Consider the following 18,882-nt stretch of genomic DNA (forward strand, 5'->3'; position numbering starts at 1 on the left):
TTGTCTGATTGCTGTGGCGCCTTGTTGAAAGAAAGGTCGTCTGAAACCGTATTTGTTGTTTCAAACGACCTTTTGGCTCAAACCTTGAGAACCGCATGCGTGCGTTCCGCACACATGCTACTTTTTGAGTTTAGGTTTCATATAGGCTACGGCTTGCTAAATTTCATTTAAAAAATCAGGATTTTCAAATAACTTGTAAATAAAACTCTCTATTGAGTCAGCTAACGGGTTTTCCATATCCCATATCCAATAGACGGGTTGTTTAGGCTTATTTAAATTTCGCCTATCAAAACAAATAAAATATTCACTAAATCTTTCGAAAAATGGTACTTGATATGGTTCAATAACAAAATCAGAAGAAACTTGTTCTGATTCCCCAATCAATATATCTAAAATAGATAAAGGATCCATAATTCGATTATCGGACTCTGATCGAATACTTCCACTTTCATTTACAGTAAGAAAACCATAACCAATTTCTTTCCAAAAGCAGAATAAATCATATGGAATTTGGATATGCTTTTCTAACTCTAGAAAATCACTATCTGGTAATTTAAAAAATAGATTTTTTTCTTGGCATAATGAATATTTGTCGAAATTATTCACAATAATAGAAGAATTTTTTATTCGTTCAAACATATTATCTATCCAAATGTTTTTGAAGATTTCTTAATGGTCCATCTGCCCGATGAATGCCGCCTTGATGCTGTTCAGGATACCTGGCTGGAGTAATGTTTTGCCAAATATTACCACCATTATTTTCTAATGGCTGAATATGGTGAGCATCATACTTACTTCCTGTTGGCTTTATAGTCCTACCAGTTTTGGAAGATATTACAGGTTCAGTATAAGTTGGCCATTTTTTCCCTGTATTCTTTTCCCATTCTCGAATCAAGGCATCTCGATTTTTACCAAATTCTGCCCTACGTCTAGCCAGCTCCTGCTGGCTTGGTTTGACCGTACCATGAGTCCTTATGTATTCAAATAATCCTATACGCTGGTTAGGCTCAATTCGATATCCGGTCTGAGCCTGAATATCCTTTAAATACTCTCTGATATACAATGCTTTTTGATCTGTACTAGGTGCAGTATGGGCTTGACCTAAATCCTGTCCTTTAGATACTCCCAAATCATTCTTTTGATGACTCTTCGACGCCAATGCCGTATCCGGAATCCTATCCCCCTTCGCAACATTGCCGTTTGCCGGAATACGGATATTCCCGACCCCCGCCAATAAGGGATCGCTGCCGGTAACGGTCGGCTTGATGTTTCCCAGATTACGGATGCCTGCACGAACCGCTACATTTACCCTTGGGTTCGGGATGACGCCCGTCAGGATGTCGGTAACGTTCAGCGCAAATTCTTCGTTTTTCCGCTCTTCCTGCCTGATTTTGGTGTCTTTCGTCCCGCTGTGCAACCAGGTCAGGTTACGGTATTCGGGTTTGTCCTGTCGGCGGTATTCCTCAAACAGTTTCGGATCATTGTAGGCTTGCGGATTTCTTGCGCCGTAGTCGCGGTAGTCCCAAGTATAACCCAAGGCTTTGTCTTCGCCTTTCATGCCGATAAGGGATATAACGCTTTGATCCGTATAGCTGTCTTGGGAATCTTTGTCCACCCAGCGCAGTATCTGCCTGCGGATTCTCATTGCCGCTTCTCGGCTGCTGATTTTTCTGCCTTCGCGTTTTTCGACTTCGCGCTTGAGGGCTTCGGCATATTTGTCTGCCAGTGCCGTTTCTTTCGGATGCAGCTGCCTATTGTTCCAATCGACATTCGCCCCTACTGCCGCCGTACCGGCATTCCAGCCCGCCGCATAGCCGATGGCCGCCCCGCCCAGTGCGTTGACCGCCGCTTTGCCCGCCGGACCGAGGTTTTCCGCCGCTTTGTCCAAATACGGTGCGGCAAGGGAAGTGCCGCTGCCGGCCAGTATGCCGCCGAGGCTGCCCGTCGTCAGTCCGCCTGCCGCCCCGTGCAGGATACTCCTGCCTATGCCGCCTTCTTTCCAGGTGTCGTAGCGGCTTCGGTTTTCGGCAAGGTAGGCGTTTACTTGGCCGAGGGATGCGCGGATGGCGGCTTTTCCGGTTTCGCTGTCCGTGTTTTGCAGTTCGGCCTCCAGCAGGGTTTTGGCTGCCTGATACCGTTCGTAACTTTGGGTGTTGCCGAGTTTGTCGGAAACGGCCGCTGCGGCTTGTGCGGCATTTTTACCGAACTCCTGCGTTACTTCCCTTTGCAGGTTGATCTCTTTGGCAACCGCGTCTTTGTCGAAGCTGTTTTTCAGACGACCTGTGTGTCGATCCGCAGTTTCGGTGTCGATGCCGGTGTAGATACGCGCTTCGGTTTCTTCGGCAGTCCTGCCTGTTCGGGCAAGTTGTCCCGCTTCATCGGTGATGTGTATGTTGCGGGTGTTGATGCCGCTGCGGGTGGTGCTGTTTTTGCTGTCTCCATCGCTGCCGTAGCCGATGGCGTTATTGTTGTTTTGACCTTTAGAAACATCAATCAGGCGGATTCCCGGGCCGGAGTCGGCAGGACGGTTTTGTCCCATTGATTCACCGCTGATTGCAACACTTGCCCCGATGCCGAAGCTTTTGCCTTCGTAGCGGCTGTGGTTTTGAATGTCGCTATGGGTGAGGGTGGCCGTCTGAAAAAGGTTTTTTCCTTTGTCTTCGGCACTCTTGCCGGAGGTGATGATGCCGCCCTTGAGGTCTGTGTTGTCTCCAACTTTGATCTGATAGCCGTCTTCTCCGGCATAAATACCGCTTTGCCCGGTTACGGAGGCATGGTCGGCCCGGATTTTGCTTTGGCTGTAACTGCCGCTTGCACTGAGTCCGTAGCCGAGGGTAACTTGGACGTTGCCGTTTTGCTGTTTGCCCTGATAGGTTTCTGTGTCTTGAACGCTTCGGATGCGGAGGCTTTGTGCGTCCAACCCTATGCCTTTGCCGATGATTTGCGCGCCTTTGAGGGAGGTATCACCGCCGCTTCGGATGGTGGTTTTGCCGGCCGTGCTGCCGATATGGGTGTGGCGGCGGGTTGCTTTTGTCTGATTGCTGTGATGGCTTGTTGGAAGAAAGGCCGTCTAAAACCGTATTTGTTGTTTCAGACGACCTCTTGGCTCAAACCTTGAGAACCGCATACGTGCGTTCCGCACACATGCTTTTGTTAAGTAATATTAGGTGATAAAGCACATATGCCCAACCAGCCTTGTCAAGAGCTTCCAAAAGGCTACTTGCGCAGCATGACAAGCTACGGCTTGTTTAATTGAAACTCTCCTGATCTAAAAATTCTAACTCTATTTCCCGGCAAACTATATATATGCTAAAACCGGTCGGAAGATCATACCTACCGCCTATCAATTCCAGCGTACCTCCATAATCCAAGATTTCATCATCCTGCTTTAATTCTCCAAGCTCCAAGGTATTATCGATATTTATATCTTGGTTCTCCGTAGCGTATCCATAAATAAATTTCAGATAGCTGAACTGCTTGAATTTAATTTTTACCCAGTCTGAATAATTGGGCAGAGGGATTTCTTGAGGTAAATCCGGATAATCCACACAATTGACGATGATATGAAATTCATCGTTTTTCAAAGTATAGTTTAATAGAGTACCCTCATATATATACAGAAATTGATAATCTTTTCTTGGAATAGTATAAGTTGTCATATTATTTTACCTTCAAAAGGCTGCTTAGGTAGCATGCACTCCCTGCCGGTAGCGAGTCCGTGCTACGGCTTGTTTAATTAAAACTCTCCTGATCTAAGAATTCTAACTCTATTTCCCGGCAAACTATATATATGCTAAAACTGGTCGGAAGATCATACCTACCGCCTATCAATGCCAGTGTACCTCCATAATCTAAGATTTCATCATCCTGCTTTAATTCTCCAAGCTCCAATGTATTATCGATATTTATATCTTGGTTCTCCGTAGCGTATCCATAGATAAATTTCAGATAGCTGAACTGCTTGAATTTAATTTTTACCCAGTCTGAATAATTGGGCATAGGAATCTCTTGAGGAAAATCCGGATAATTCACATTCTTGACGATGATATGAAATTCATCATTTTTCAAAGTATAGTTTAATAGAGACCCTTCAATTATATGCAGAGATTGATAATATTTTCTTGGAATAGTATAAGTTGTCATATTATTTTACCTTTTCAAAAACAATGGTTTTAAAGTCCTGTGATCTTATGTTTGCGCCATTACTATCATGAAATTTCAGTTGTTTAAACTCCTCCTTTAACGGACCATTATATTTTAACCTTAATCCCATTCGGGCCAGTTCTGCTTCATTTGGAATTCCTCTTAAATACTTATTGTTTGGTGTGCCATTAATCACAATTTCTCCCCCTTTTTTTGTAATACGTGCTGCTTCAGGAAGATAATCCATTATTGTAAATTTCCCTGCTGGTTTAGGGATATAAGGATTATTTGCGATAACTCTCGCCTGACTGCCTGTCGGTATATTGGGCATAGAACGTGCATCTCTTGCAACAGCCATCGGATCTGATGGACTAACTCCTACTGCTCCAGGTATTTGTACCCCTTTGCTGTCTGTAAACAGCTCTACTGTACCATTAGGTCTTATCTTCGGTACAGAGCTATCGGGCTTAGGCAACGCCCTTTGCTCAGTTACCCCTGCATAACTAACATTTTTACCATTGGGCAAAGTTGCTTCCACTCCCTTGTCTGTTAGTCGTGCAATTGTCCCTACTGGCAGGGTTGTTCCATTGGACAGCTTCTGTGCCTGTGTGAGCTTAACGGTTTGATTAGATATCAATGTTCCACTGGTAAAATCAAATGCTTTTCCATTTGGAACAACTGGTGCTTGTTTTTTTATTTCTGCTGCCAGTTGTGCAGCAGATAACTTACCTTCGCGGTACAGTTTATATTTGTTAGCCAATTTACTAGGGATACGTCCTGCTAGCTCCATTACTGGCAATTGATACCACATTAACCGTTGTCGGGTTGCATGATTGTATTCATATATTCTACCTGCATCGTAATCTCTCCCTTGTAAACGTAGCAGGGCTATACGGTTAGTCTCCATTTGTTGATCGTCTAGTGGACCCACTTCATCACTGGTAGACGAATCATAGACGTATCTCGGCAAGGAAATTATGCCTTTCCCAATTATCTTTGGATCATTATGTGCATCGTTACTGCTATCTTTATAGCCTTGTTCCATTCCTCTTCTAAAATCCGTTGAGGCATTACGGTTTTGAATCTGAATACTATGCAAGAATTTATTTATTTCGTTTTTGTTTTTATCGGTATAAGCACTAAATAATGCTTTTAAATTTCTGTCTTGATCTAAATATTCATGATTAGTAGCTGTAAAGAATTGATGGCTTGCACCAAAATTATCTACATAATGGAATCTAGATGTGTTTTGAGATAAAAACTGTTCTGCAAGTTCATTGCGTCCATGCAGTATTGCCCATTCGCTGTCTACCATTGCGGCAGCTGCGCGGTCTAGCTGAATTTGAGCCTCTCGGGGAGTTAAATTTAATCCTTTGTTTTTTAAATAGTTAATATATTTTTGTAGTGTATCTTTACTGTGTAACCACTTCACTTCATCAGGATGCAACTGCCTATTGTTCCAATCGACATTCGCCCCTACTGCCGCCGTACCGACATTCCCGCCCGCCGCATAGCCGATTGCCGCCCCGCCCAGTGCATTGACCGCTGCTTTGCCCGCCGGGCCGAGGTTTTCTGCTGCTTTGTCTAAATACGGGGCGGCAAGGGAAGTGCCGCCACCGGCCAGTATGCCGCCGAGGCTGCCGGTCGTCAGTCCGCCTGCCGCCCCGTGCAGGATACTCCTGCCTATGCCGCCTTCTTTCCAGGTGTCGTAGCGGCTTTGGTTTTCGGCAAGGTAGGCGTTTACTTGGCCGAGTGTTGCGCGGATGGCGGCTTTTTCGGTTTCGCTGTCCGTGTTTTGCAGTTCCGCCTCCAACAGGGTTTTGGCTGCCTGATACCGTTCGTAACTTTGAGTATTGCCGAGTTTATCGGAAACGGCTGCTGTGGCTTGTGCGGCATTTTTACCGAACTCCTGCGTTACTTCCCTTTGCAGGTTGATCTCTTTGGCAACCGCGTCTTTGTCGAAGCTGTTTTTCAGACGACCTGACTGTTGATCCGCAGTTTCGGTGTCGATGCCGGTGTAGATACGCGCTTCGGTTTCTTCGGCAGTCCCGCCTGTTCGGGCAAGTTGTCCCGCTTCGTCGGTGATGTGTATGTTGCGGGTGTTGATGCCGCTGCGGGTGGTGCTGTTTTTGCCGTCTCCGTCGCTGCCGTAGCCGATGGCCGGGCTGATCCTGTCGGCAGGCCTGCCCTGTTTGTCGGTAACCGTGCCGTCCCAGCCGCCGTTCAGGTCGAAACTGCCGCCTATGCCGAAGCTTTTGCCTTCGTAGCGGCTGTGGTTTTGAATGTCGCTATGGGTGAGGGTCGCCGTCTGAAAAAGGTTTTTGCCCTTATCTTCTGCGCTTTGGCTAGACGTGATGATACCGCCCTTGAGGTCTGTGTTGTCTCTGACTTTGATTTGATAGCCATCTTCTCCGGCATAAATACCGCTTTGCTCGGTTACGGAGGCATGGTCTGCTTTGACTTTGCTTTGGCTGTAACTGCCGCTTGCACTGAATCCGTAACCAACGGTAACTTGGACGTTGCCGTTTTGTTGTTTGCTTTGATAGGTTTCAGTATCTTGAACGCTTTCTATATGCAGGTTGCGCGTATCTGCCTGTACGCCTTTGCCGATAAGCTGCGCACCTTTGAGGGTGGTATCCCCGCCGCTTCGGATAATCGTTTTGCCGGCCGTACTGCCGACATGGGTGTGGCGGTGGGTAGTACTTTCCCCTTGTCCTTTACCTTTGCCGAGATTTCCTCCGGCGGTAATTCCAAGACTGATGCCGTCGCCTATTTGGACGGCTACGCCTGCATTCCAGCCACTGCTTTTGTTTTTGCTTTGCTCGCTGCCGTCCTGTATGGCAGATTGGAGTTTGATATGGTTGTCGGCAATGAGTGTGGTACCTGCATGGCCGATGACATCGGAACCTGTAATATTGATATTGGACTGCTCCCCGCCTCCTGTGGCCACAAGTGTGGTTTGCCCTTTGCCGATAATTTGACTTGCTGCCGCTTCGGTGTAACGGCTTTTTTGCTCGTTACGACTTTTCTGTTCGCCGTAGGTGATGGACACACTGATACCGGAGCTTTGATTGTTGTTTTGACCTTGTCCCGCACTGCTGCTTGGAGCAAATTGTTGCATTTGTTGGGCTGCTTGATAACCCTGCCATGCAGCATTGGCTGCAGCCATGGCATTAACGCGTTTATTTTTACTTTTGCCCACATTTTGGGCTGCTTGTACGAAGTTTTGTGCAGCTTGGACAACCGGCACATTGAGGGCGACGGTGAGGCCTTTTTGTTCCCGGGTGTGGACGTAGTCAGTGGCATACCGGTTGTTTGCGGACTCTACATCTATGCTTTTGGCAGTGACGGTATTGCGCCCCTCGGGGCTGGAGACGGTACTGCCGGTTTGTCGGTAGCGGTTTCCGGCAACTGTAACGGTGTCTCCATTCAGGCTGCCTATAATGCTGCCTGTATGGACAATATTGGTACGATCAGTGTCATCGGTAGTTTTTCGGTTACCGATAGTAAAGCCCAATCCGCCTGTACCCATGACTCCTGATTTTTTGCTCTCGTGGTATTCATTGCCGGTGTAGCGATTATGGGCAGTAGAAATATCGATGTCGTTTCCTGCTTTTAAGACAGTGCCATTATCAGAAATAAGGTTGCTGCCGCGTACATTGATATCCTGCCCGGCTGCAACAATCATTTTGCCGCCGCCGATGTTGCTGCCGACTGCTTCATCATGACTGAAGCGGTAGCGGTCGTGTGTTTTGGTACTGGAAAGGATGCCTTTGCTTTTCCCGCTTACAGCGGCTTCCAATTCGGTTATTTGGCGTCCTTCGCTGATAGTGACATCACGTCCCGCAGCAAGGACGGTTTTACCCTCGTCGGCCTCAAGTTCGCCTTGGCGGATTTTTAAGTCGTTGCCGGCTCTAAGCATTGCGCCGTTTTGCGTGCGGATGCTGCTGCCGACTTCGGCACTTTGGCGGACATGGCGATGATTTTTGTCATCTAATGCGCCATAGGCTTCGCGATGTTCGGTGCGGATGGTGCCGAGGTTGAGATTATTACCGGCGGTAATTTGGGTGGTGCCGCCTTTAACTTGGTTAGAGATGGTGGCTGCATTAAGGTTGATATCGTTGTCGGCATGCAGGGATAGGATGCCGTCTGAAGCTCTGTTATCTACTTGCTCAGTATAGCTTCCGGCCACGTTAATGCCGGCCATATGATCGATGGCGGTATTGCCGTTACGTTCATTACCGGAAGTTTGGGTTGTACCGTTAAGGTTAATATTTTGCGCTTGGGCAGTCAGCAGTCTGCCTGCTTGTACCTGCCCGCCGTCGATATTGATACTTTTTTCAGCTTTTAAGCCGATTTGGTCGGCCTGAATATTGCCGTTGCTGTTAATATTCCGTGCTTGGATGAGTACGGCCTGCCGCCCCGCAATGGTACCGCTGTTAGTCAGGTTGCCGTTTTGCAGTTTAAGTAAGACTTGTTCGGCACTAATCAGGCCGCCGGAGGTATTGAGATCACCTTTTCGAGCCAGTGCATAAACTTTGGGGGCCAGTACGGTTTGAGTCGAACCGTCAGACAGGGAGACGGTTCGATTTTCCATCCAAACGATATCTGAAGTTAAGCGGGCAACTTGCTCTGCACTCAAGGCGATACCCGGGGTAAGGCCGAATGTTTTGGCAGCAGTAAGGCCGTTGTCCATCAGAGCTTTGAATTGTTCTTCATCACTTTTGTAGCCGTCGAGTCGGCGGTAGCCTGTTAACTGGTGGATTTGTTCATTAACAAGTTTTTGTTCGTAGTAGCCGTCGCCTAGCCGTTTGTGTAGATGATTGGTGTCCAATTTCAGTTGTTGCAACATGTAGTCGCTGCTCAACCAGCGGCGGTAGTCTGCAAATTGAGGATCTGTTTCAACCAACCAGCCTTTATTACCGGGGTGGACGGTGTAGAGGCTGCTGCTAGGTAGAGTAACAGTAGCGTTATTTAATGAGACCACATTACCGGTATGGATACGCTGCCCATTGACGGCTGCTGTGGATGCTCTGTCAATCAGTTTGGCTGCAGATGCTGCGGGTTGAAAGGAAGGGGAGGCGGCATTCTGTTGGATGACGGATACAGGCGTGTCGAAGTCGTGGGTAAATAGTTGGGTATCATGGTAAGAAGTGTGGTTTTTTTCAGTACGGCGTTGTCTTTTTCTTCCACTGTACCATCCTTTTTCTGTAACTGAATCCCACTGTGTGCCGACAGCATCTGTGCGTCCCTTGCCTGTTGTACCTTGATTGGTGATTTCTTTCTGGTTTAAATCATCAGTGATAATACGCCCGCCTACTATAATTCGACTGTCTTTGTTCAGCCAGTCTTGGCCTGAAGCAGTCAAATTACCACCCACAGTAATGTGTGCTGGTCGATTTTCAATGATACGTTCTTTATAAGTCTCGATGTGATAGTCTCGGACATGCCATTGGTTGGCCTCAATACGAGAACCATTGTTTAAATGGAAGGTAGCAGTTGTTTGGTCTTTTTTTCCGTGCGAGTTGTCGAATAGGCCGTCTTTTACTGCCTGATAATAGGTATTTTGCCCCAATACGGTGTAGTCGCGGACTTGCTTTTCCGCTTTGGCTAAGTATGCCTCTGTTTTAAAATGATTATTGATATTCTGCATATTCCTAACGGAAATCAATGCATCACCTTGTACTTCCAAACTGGCACTGCCATTAACAAAGGTATCGGCCATGCCTGCCGCATGATGTTGTTCATCCAGTCGATTACCGATGGCAAAAATACCTTCGCTGGATAGTAGGGCGCCTTCTTGGTTATGAATCTCTTTTGCTCCGATATCCAAACGTTTCCTTGCGGCTATTGCACCCGCTTTGGTGCTGCCTTCTGTCGTTTCTTCTCGGTTAAGCAGTTTTTGCGCGTTCAGTGCAATATGGTTGCCATAGATTTTGCCTGTCCCGGTGTTGGTCAGGGTTTGACCTGCACCGATGTGGGTCAAACCGTTGCTGTTGATCAAACCCCTGTTGTCTACATGCTGTTCAGATGTAATGTTTGTTTGCTCTCCGGCAATAATTCTGCCTGTAACTTGGTTATCTATATTGCCGGCATTGAGTTTGAGTGTATGGCCTGCTTGTAGGGTATGGGTATTTTTCAGACGGCCTTTTGTGCTTAGATTTAATTGGTTGCCTGCAGTGAGGTCGTGTTCTACGACGAAATCATCCGTCAAGGCGATATCCAGTTTGTTACCGGCCGTTAATGTGCCATTATTGGCCAGTGATTTGGCTTGCAGTGATACATTGCCAGTAGATTGAATCGTGCCATCCTCATTGTTTAGCACCAAAGTGTTTTGATTTTTATCGTGAATAGACAACTTCTGGTTAGTGGAGATTTCACCATGCTGGTTGTATAGGCTGTCTGAAACAGCTAATTGTGCTTGGTTTGCAGATAGGAGTTTGCCGTTTTGGTTGTCTACATTTCGACTATTGATAGTCAGTTGTTCGGTAGCAGTAATATGACCGCTTTGGTTAGTCAGTTGCTGACTTTGGATGCTAACCGTTTCAGCCTCTATACGTCCGTGCGTATTATCTAGAGTCTGACCTTTGGTATTCAGTTGTGCAACAGAAACTTTTCCTGTATTGCGAAGATTGTTATTGGTGGTGACGGTTCCACTATCGGCAAGAATGTTACCTGCGTTATGTAAACCGGCAGTATCAAGCTGTAAATGTGCAGCTCGAATATTGCCTTTTTTATCATTGCTCAAGCGGCCCGAATGTATGAGTGTCAGATTGTTGGCAGCAATTTCTCCCGCATTATGCAGTTCACGGTTGTCAATCTTGCCGATTTGAGTTGATAGGAGACCGCTGTTTTTAGCAGTTTGAGCACTAACAGCCAGATCGTGTGCCTGGAGTTTGCCTTTTGCCGTATTGTTAAATGAATCGCCTGATACTTGTAGTTTAGCCGCATTCAGACTGCCCGAATTTTCCAAACTTTTTTTGGCGGCAATGTCGATTTGTCCACTTGCATTGATTGATCCTGCATTATCAAGTACTCCCGTTGTTTGAATGCGTCCTCTGGCGTAGGTTTTTGCAGGTGCTGTAGGTGAAACGGGATTGTCTGAACCAGGCTTAGATGTCGAGACAATGCTGCTGCCTGAACCTGTAGCGGTACTCGGAATCTGCGGTATGACTGATGGATTGGGATTCAAACTGGTCTGTGGAACGTCACTCACACCAATCTTGCCACTGTTATCAAATTTGCCAGCAGATACCAAATCCAATGCTTGTGAACCTGTTTGAGTAATATTACCTGTGTTGTCCAAACTACCTGTTGACATATCTAAGCGGGCAGCCTGGATCGTCCCGTTGTTTTGGTTTTTCAGACGGCCTAAATTACGGATAGTCAATTCACCTGAGGATAAGACCGTACCTGAATTGTCCAGCGTCTGGCTGTGAATATTGGCATCATCCTGTGAGGCAATCGTACCGCTATTATGGACATTGCGAGCATGAATTGAAACCGCATGATTTTCTCCCGTCGCCGCAATCGTACCCGTGTTGACCAGTTTACCTTCAGCATTCACTGCTACATTGCCGGCTGAGGCAAATAATTGCCCCTGATTGTGCACGGATGCATCACGATCAGTGCTGATCAAGGTGATCTTACCGGCATACATGCCGCCCAATGCCCCTGTATCGATGGCATACAGTGAGTTGGCAGAATTTGTATTCGCAGAAGGGGAGTGTGAAGACCGGACAGAGCCATCAGCTGAGACACCATTTTGCCCTGCCAACACACGCACATCTTTACCCCACACAGGCCCATCAATCTTAACCGCGCGGCTCAATATCTGCGTGTAATCGGTATCGCGGGCATCCAAACCGTGTCCGGCGATTACAACATTGCCTTGCCTTATCTTAAAGCCGCTAAGGTCTCCTGCTTGATATTGCGGCTGGCCTGTAGTCAAAGTGGCACGGGAAGCATTGATAAATCCCCCTCCGTTCACTTGAATTCCCGAAGGGTTTGCAATCACCACTTCGGCACGTCTACCACCCACCTCAATATATCCGCCCAACAAAGAGGGATTAGCCGAATTGACTTGATTCACAATGACACGGGCCTCACCACCTGCAAGCCAGGGGTTGCCCTGTATCCAGCCGCCCAACTGTGTTTGTATGTTCCGACGGCTGTTGTTCAAAACGGCGCCATGGTTGTCAACATTGAAATGGGAGTATTGGTTAACTGAAACCCCTGCGGCAGTAGGGGTTTGGATATTGGCCTGCGGGATGCCGTTGCCGGTTTGTATAATAGTAGGCTGTTGCTGTGCAGGTGCCGATTTGTCGGCAACGATATTTTGGGCATCGGCATAGGGAGAAGTCAGGAGAAGGGCAGAGCCGAGCAGTAATGAAAGAGAGAATGAGATAACAGAGATAGAATGAATAAAACCTGTAAAGCCGGCAATATCATTTGATGAAATACCTGTAGCTTGGGTATCGGCCGTGTTTTTTCCTTCGCGTTTGGCATTTTCGGCAACAACCATCATGCAGTTTCGATGTTTGTTAAATACGACTTTGTACAGGGTGCGGTTCATAGTAAAGGCTTTCTTGATAATATTTTTTATAAATAAATATTAATTCTAACTTGAATTAACTTTGTATGGGTAACAAAATTAGTTTTGGACTAAAGTGGCTTAGCCTTAAATGGCACAATATTGAGCAAGTTATATAACAATTTGGTTGTCGTAGTATAGTAACTATGCCTAACACACAAAACTTAGATAACTAACTGTAACCTAGATAAGGGAACGGAAAAGGAGCTACTTTAAATTTTTATTCCTGAATTTATGGCTCAATTTGATAGAAACTTAGTCAAATAGTATTTGATGTTATAGTTCTGATAATTTAGACACAAAAAACCTAAAAGTAGAGAAAGCATCCGCCGCCGTCATTGACGCCACCATTATTCAGACCGCCGGCAGCAAACAGCGTCAGGCCATAGAAGTCGATGAAGAAGGACAAGTCAGCGGACAAACCACACCGAGTAAAGACAGCGATGCCCGCCGGACAAAGAAAAACGGCCTCTACAAACTCGGTTACAAACAACATACCCGTACCGATGAGGAAGGCTATATCGAGAAACTGCACATCACTCCCGCCAATACCCATGAATGCAACCATCTGTCCCCTTTGTTGGAAGGCATTGCCGAAGGTACGACCGTCTATGCCGACAAAGGCTACGACAGCAAGGAAAACCGGCAACATCTGAAAGAGCATCAGTTGTTAGACGGCATTATGCGCAAAGCCCACCGCAACCGTCCGCTGACGGAAGCGCAAACCAAACGCAACCGATATTTGTCGAAGACCCGTTATGTGGTCGAACAAAGCTTCGGTACGCTGCACCGTAAATTCCGCTACGCCCGGGCAGCCTATTTTGGTCTGCTCAAAGTGAGTGCGCAAAGCCATCTGAAGGCGATGTGTTTGAACCTGTTGAAAGCGGCCAACAGGCTAAGTGTGCCTGTTGCCGCCTAAAAGGCGGCCCGGATGCCTGATTATCGGGTATCCGGGGAGGATTAAGGGGGCATTTGGGTAAAATCAGGAGCAATTAGGGGCGGAAATAGACGAAAACCTGTGTTTGGGTTTCGGCTGTCGAAGGAAGGGCTTTTTTGCAAAGGTCTCAGGCTAAGTGTGCTTGTTGCCGCCTAAAAGGTAACCCAGATGCCTGATTATGGGACGTCCGGGGAGGATTAAGGGGGTGTTTGGGTAGAATCAGGAGTGATTGGGGGCGGAAACAGCCGAAAACCTGTGTGTTGGGGTTTCGGTTGTCGGGGGAAAAAGGAATTTTGCAAAGGTCTCGGCCTATTTATCACCTAGAAACGGGTTGATGACTTTTAATCCGGCTGCGGCAAACGGAGTCGTATCTCGGGTAGCAACTGTCATATGGTGGTAACGGGCGATGGCCGCAATATAGCCGTCTGCCGCCGCAACGGAGAATCCTGCCTCTCGCGCTGTTGCACGGACTTCGGCATACGCAATGGCAGCTTCGATGTCAAAATCCAAAATACGGTCTGAAAATACAGGTAATACTGTTTCTTCCAGTTTTTCCAACAACAGCCGTTTTTTTCCGCCTTCAGGAAGGATGGCGATGCCGAAACGCAGTTCCGCCACGGTAATGCTGGAAAGATATAGTGTTTCCACCGGTTGTCTGTCCAACCAAGCGATGACAGCAGAGTCAGGCTTGGGGCGGAGCGGTTCGGAAATGATATTGGTGTCCAGCAGAATCATTAGAACCGTACCTCAGTTTGCTCTTTCCGTTCTATGTCTAAATCCACACCTCCTGCTTCTCGACCAATATCGGATAACAGTGAACCAAGACGGACACGTTGTTTGGGGCGTGCAGCTTGATCCAGTATCAGCCGTATTTCGGCTTCCGTACTCCGACCGGCGGCTAATGCGCGTGCTTTAAGGGCTCGATGGGTCTCTTCGGATAGGTTTCTGACTGTAATGGAAGGCATATCCGTTCCTTTCGAGGTTGTTTGAATACTGTTAAATGCTATCATTTTTAAAAATTGATAGCAAGCGAGGCGGATATTTCCTACAAACCAAAAAGCCCGGCCTCAGCACCGTTTCGAGTGTTGCGGCCGGGTTGTCGTATGGCTTCTGCAAATATGGTTTGTCGTATGTACGGATTCAAAACTACCGCGTCAATCTGTCATCCCCGTGTTCTTGATACAGGGAAGGTTTTTCTGCCGATTGGGTATTGCTGCGTTCCACTGATGTTTCTCCGACAATGGATCGACCGGCTGCCGCAACGGCAATGTCCTGCATAAGCTTCGCTTCCGTTTTATAGTCAATTAAAATCAAAATAGGACAGTAGCGCATCGTCAAATCGGGCGTAATCAGACAATACGGTTCGCAGATACCGCTTAATATTCTCCCACACCTTCCCAATCGGGTTGAGCTCAGGCGAATAAGGTGCAAGAGGCAATACCTTATGTCCCCATTTTTCCGCCATTTCCCGTAAGACACCCATACGGTGAAATCGCGCATTACCTAAAATAATCACCGGTTTTTGAGTCAATGCGGGAAGTAGGCATTGCCGAAACCACGCTTCAAAAAAGACTCCGGTCATCGTATTTTGATAAACCATCGGAGCAATCAGCCGGTTGCCGACTTGTGCGGACACCGGAGATAAGCGTCGGTATCTTTTTCCACTTATCTGCGCTTTCACTATTTGCCCTTTCAGGCTGCGGGCATAGGGACGGAACAGGTAGCGGTCAAATCCTGTTTCATCCAAATAAACACGTTGGTAGTCGGAAAATTCGGCCGGCTGTGTCAAATAATGCGTTACTTTGGCCGGATCTTGTTCTTTGTAAGTGGTGGTCTTTTTTTGCGCGTCATCCCCATCTGTTTGAGTGCATAGCAAACGGCGGCTGCCGTACAATCAAAATGTTTGGCGATTTCATGCAGATAGGCATCCGGGTGTTGCCCAACATATTGAGCCGGTTTTTGCCTATCCAATTTAACGGCATTTAGACCGGTAACTTGATGTTTTAGGCTGCCCGTTTGTTTTTTAAGGCGAATCCACAGGTAAAGCGTGTTTCTCGACAAGTTAAACGCTGCTGCGGTTTGGCTGATGTTTTTGCATTGTTCGTAATAGTTTAAAGCTTTGTTTCTCAAGTCCGTAGAGTATGCCATGGTTAGACCTTCAAAGTTGAGTATTTACTATTTTATTTTTAATTGACTATAACACAGTGGATGCAAGAAAAACCTTTTTCCAGCAATTCAAACGTTTATCAGAATACGCAGTTGATTGAACAGTATTCATTTCTACTTCCTTATAAAAAAGATATAAAAAAACCGGCATAGAGCCGGAAGCATTACCCCAAGGGAAAATTCAAAATTCTTGGAAAACATCCCAATCCGCATAACGCTTGACGGAGGTTTGCGCCACCACCTTGACAGCGTTTTCAGACGACTTGTCGGAATGTGAAATGGCAGGTATGGGCTTGGCTTTGAAAGACCGGGGCGACTCGGATGCCAAAATCTCAGGATTACCGCTCAAGCGGGCGTAACGCGCTTTGACGTTACGGACATAATGTTGAGTTTCCCGATAAGGCGGAATACCACCATATTTCCTAACCGCCCCTTCACCCGCGTTGTATCCGGCAAGCACCAAATCAAGATTACAGCCGTGACTGGATTTGTCAGGGAAGTGGTTACATAAAAAACGCAGGTAACGTGTACCTGCGATGATGTTCTGCTCGGGGTCGTACGAATGCTTGGGATTGACCCCCATCCGTGCTGCCGTTGGTGGAATAACCTGTAACAGACCCCGTGCATTTTTGTTAGACAGTGCATAACGGTTGCCACTACTTTCACGTCCCATAACCGCCCAAACCAAATTCGTGTCTAGCCTTTGTGCAGCGGAATGTTTTTCAACCAAAGCCTCATATTGCGGGTATGCGGCAGCGGCAAACGCCGATGAATGGCAGATAACAAAGAGCGAGGCAGTTAGTCTCATCATTTTTTTCATATTTTTTTCATATTTTTTTCACATCCCATTTCTCGGCAGGAGACGCCTGCCAATCATTTACATAACGGATACGGCCGCCCTCAATTAAGTGATACCGTGTTCCATAAACATACACTTTCAAACGACCGTCAGACATAGTTTTCAACAGATTGCAGTACATCAAGTAATCAATCCGAGAACGGCTATTTAATGAATGCGTACATTTAAGAAGATGCGAACCGTTCCAACCTTTGGGCTGTTCATTGTGGATTGTTCTGTTCATCCGGAATATCTGATTAAGGGACATCTTGCACTCCTACTATACAAAAATGCCGCCTTTTAAGGCAGCATTACATAAGTTATTGACAAATATAATTAATTGTTTGTTTTTAAAGAAATGACTTTGTCGTTAATGATCATATTATTCATTACAATGGCTTGGTCCATAAGGTTAATCTGAGCCTTTAACATATGAATTTCCATTCGTTGCTGTAACAACATATTTTCTTGTTTGGAAATAATTTCATGCTGTATGACAATTACAATTGTGTTAGTTATAAAAACTATCAATAGGAATAATAATTTGAATATTTTCATTAGCTACAATTTTTCCATTTTGAAAACAAAAAACGAAAATCTAGCAAACTGAAAGTTAGATTGCTTGGATTTTCGTTCTTTAGGGTGTGTCCATTTTGTGACTGAAACACATTGAAATAAATAGTATGTGATGGTATGTGCAGACTTCACTTCTATTTAAAAAAATGGGTTAGTTTTTATATTTAAGTCTTTTGTCATAAAGGTCGTCTGAAAACTTGAGATTCAGGTTTTCAGACGACCTTTATCATAGAAAAAAGCCCGCAAATCCCTTACAATACGCCCCTAAAATTTTGAAAGCACACAAGAATCATGGAAGCCGAAGTAATCAACCAGATCAACAACACCCTGAACGATTTGGAAAAGCGCAGCGAAGACATCCGCGTCTATATGGACTATCAGGGCAAGAAAGACCGATTGGAAGAAGTCATCGGCCTTTCCGAAGACCCTGAGCTGTGGAACGACCCGAAACGCGCCCAAGAAATCGGCAAAGAGCGCAAAATCCTCGAAGGCATCGTGTTGACGCTCGACAACATCGCGATGGGCATCGAAGACAACCGCATGCTGATTGAAATGGCCGTCGAAGAAAACGACGAAGAAGGTTTCGCCGCCGTACAGGAAGACGTGGCGGGACTGGAAAAGCAGATGGCGGATTTGGAGTTCAAACGGATGTTCAACCAGCCCGCCGACCCGAACAACTGCTTTATCGACATCACCGCAGGCGCGGGCGGTACGGAAGCGGAAGACTGGGCCGGTATGCTGTTCCGCATGTACAGCCGCTACGCCGAGCGCAAAGGCTTCAAAATCGAAATCCTCGAAGAAGACGACGGCGAAATCGCGGGCATCAACCGCGCCACCATCCGCGTGGAAGGCGAATACGCCTACGGCTTGCTGCGCACCGAAACCGGCGTTCACCGCTTGGTTCGTTACTCGCCGTTTGACTCGAACAACAAACGCCATACGTCGTTCTCATCCGTGTTCGTGTACCCCGAAATCGACGATTCTATCGAAATCGAAATCAACCCCGCCGATTTGCGCATCGACACCTATCGCGCATCGGGCGCGGGCGGCCAGCACATCAACAAAACCGACTCCGCCGTGCGTATTACACACGAGCCGACAGGGATTGTGGTGCAGTGTCAAAACGACCGTTCGCAACACGCCAACAAAGCCGCCGCGATGGAAATGTTGAAATCCAAACTGTATGAATTGGAAATGCGCAAGCGCAACGAAGAGAAACAGGCGTTGGAAGAAGGCAAGTCCGATGTGGGTTGGGGCAGCCAAATCCGCTCATACGTCTTGGACTCCTCGCGCATCAAAGACTTGCGTACAGGCTACGAAGTCGGCAACACCAAAGCCGTATTGGACGGCGATTTGGACGGCTTCATCGAAGCCAGCCTGAAACAAGGCGTGTAAAACTCAAAATGTGAAAAGGTCGTCTGAAAACCAAGATTCATGGTTTTCAGACGACCTTTTTGTTTCCTACCCGTCAAATTATCCCTGACACAAAGTCATGGCAGGCTTTTAGCAAAGCCCGCACTGAATATTCAGATGATTTCCAACCGACATCAATTTAATCATCAGGTCGTCTGAAAACCAGAGATTTTGGTTTTCAGACGACCTTTTGCCGTCAATTCAAATGAGCAATAC

Annotated in this window: 9 protein-coding genes and 2 pseudogenes; 2 read left to right on the top strand and 9 right to left on the bottom strand. The window is 46.7% G+C overall.

Features of this window, described 5'->3' with window-relative positions; genetic code table 11:
• Nucleotides 1-156 precede the first annotated feature (156 nt).
• From RSJ68_10005 to RSJ68_10025, 5 genes and pseudogenes are all read right to left on the bottom strand, one after another.
• Nucleotides 157-639 carry a hypothetical protein gene (locus tag RSJ68_10005; protein WNU96746.1) on the bottom strand — a complete coding sequence of 161 codons (483 nt, stop codon included), beginning with the start codon at nucleotides 637-639 and terminating at the stop codon, nucleotides 157-159.
• Between the two features lies 1 nt (nucleotide 640).
• Nucleotides 641-3,127 (bottom strand): annotated as a pseudogene (locus RSJ68_10010) (hemagglutinin repeat-containing protein).
• Between the two features lie 121 nt (nucleotides 3,128-3,248).
• Entirely contained in the window at nucleotides 3,249-3,659 is a 411-nt protein-coding gene (locus RSJ68_10015; GenBank protein ID WNU96747.1) for a hypothetical protein, read from the bottom strand.
• Between the two features lie 73 nt (nucleotides 3,660-3,732).
• The gene (locus tag RSJ68_10020; GenBank protein ID WNU96748.1) at nucleotides 3,733-4,143 is read right to left on the bottom strand and encodes a hypothetical protein; all 411 of its coding nucleotides are present in this window, start codon (nucleotides 4,141-4,143) and stop codon (nucleotides 3,733-3,735) included.
• A gap of 1 nt (nucleotide 4,144) precedes the next feature.
• Nucleotides 4,145-12,718, bottom strand: coding sequence for a hemagglutinin repeat-containing protein (locus RSJ68_10025; GenBank protein WNU96749.1), 8,574 nt, complete (start codon nucleotides 12,716-12,718; stop codon nucleotides 4,145-4,147).
• Nucleotides 12,719-13,043: 325 nt separating this feature from the next.
• Between RSJ68_10025 and RSJ68_10030 the strand changes: the two are divergent.
• Nucleotides 13,044-13,655: pseudogene (locus RSJ68_10030) on the top strand (IS5 family transposase).
• 327 nt (nucleotides 13,656-13,982) lie between these two features.
• Here the strand turns inward: RSJ68_10030 and RSJ68_10035 are convergent.
• From RSJ68_10035 to RSJ68_10050, 4 genes are all read right to left on the bottom strand, one after another.
• The gene (locus RSJ68_10035; protein WNU96750.1) at nucleotides 13,983-14,408 is read right to left on the bottom strand and encodes a type II toxin-antitoxin system VapC family toxin; all 426 of its coding nucleotides are present in this window, start codon (nucleotides 14,406-14,408) and stop codon (nucleotides 13,983-13,985) included.
• A 411-nt stretch (nucleotides 14,409-14,819) separates the two neighbouring features.
• Nucleotides 14,820-14,951 carry a hypothetical protein gene (locus tag RSJ68_10040; GenBank protein WNU96751.1) on the bottom strand — a complete coding sequence of 44 codons (132 nt, stop codon included), beginning with the start codon at nucleotides 14,949-14,951 and terminating at the stop codon, nucleotides 14,820-14,822.
• Nucleotides 14,952-14,973: 22 nt separating this feature from the next.
• Nucleotides 14,974-15,821 (bottom strand): IS630 family transposase gene (locus tag RSJ68_10045; protein WNU96752.1). Its coding sequence is split into 2 segments (ribosomal slippage): nucleotides 14,974-15,506 and nucleotides 15,506-15,821, totalling 849 coding nucleotides; the frame shifts between segments, so codons are not numbered across the junction.
• 199 nt (nucleotides 15,822-16,020) lie between these two features.
• Entirely contained in the window at nucleotides 16,021-16,650 is a 630-nt protein-coding gene (locus RSJ68_10050; GenBank protein ID WNU96753.1) for a lytic transglycosylase domain-containing protein, read from the bottom strand.
• A gap of 894 nt (nucleotides 16,651-17,544) precedes the next feature.
• Here RSJ68_10050 and prfB point away from each other — a divergent pair.
• A complete protein-coding gene (gene prfB, locus RSJ68_10055) occupies nucleotides 17,545-18,648 on the top strand; it encodes a peptide chain release factor 2 (GenBank protein WNU96754.1) in 1,104 nt (367 codons plus the stop codon).
• Nucleotides 18,649-18,882 lie beyond the last annotated feature (234 nt).

This window comes from Neisseria sp. DTU_2020_1000833_1_SI_GRL_NUU_006 (assembly GCA_032388755.1).
GTDB lineage: Bacteria > Pseudomonadota > Gammaproteobacteria > Burkholderiales > Neisseriaceae > Neisseria > Neisseria sicca_C.

Bases quoted from the DNA above. Each gene is read 5' to 3' on its own strand.
- RSJ68_10035 (WNU96750.1), bottom strand. From the start codon at position 14,408: ATGATTCTGCTGGACACCAATATCATTTCCGAACCGCTCCGCCCCAAG.
- prfB (WNU96754.1), top strand. From the start codon at position 17,545: ATGGAAGCCGAAGTAATCAACCAGATCAACAACACCCTGAACGATTTG.
- RSJ68_10025 (WNU96749.1), bottom strand. From the start codon at position 12,718: ATGAACCGCACCCTGTACAAAGTCGTATTTAACAAACATCGAAACTGC.
- RSJ68_10040 (WNU96751.1), bottom strand. From the start codon at position 14,951: ATGCAGGACATTGCCGTTGCGGCAGCCGGTCGATCCATTGTCGGAGAA.
- RSJ68_10050 (WNU96753.1), bottom strand. From the start codon at position 16,650: ATGATGAGACTAACTGCCTCGCTCTTTGTTATCTGCCATTCATCGGCG.
- RSJ68_10020 (WNU96748.1), bottom strand. From the start codon at position 4,143: ATGACAACTTATACTATTCCAAGAAAATATTATCAATCTCTGCATATA.
- RSJ68_10015 (WNU96747.1), bottom strand. From the start codon at position 3,659: ATGACAACTTATACTATTCCAAGAAAAGATTATCAATTTCTGTATATA.
- RSJ68_10005 (WNU96746.1), bottom strand. From the start codon at position 639: ATGTTTGAACGAATAAAAAATTCTTCTATTATTGTGAATAATTTCGAC.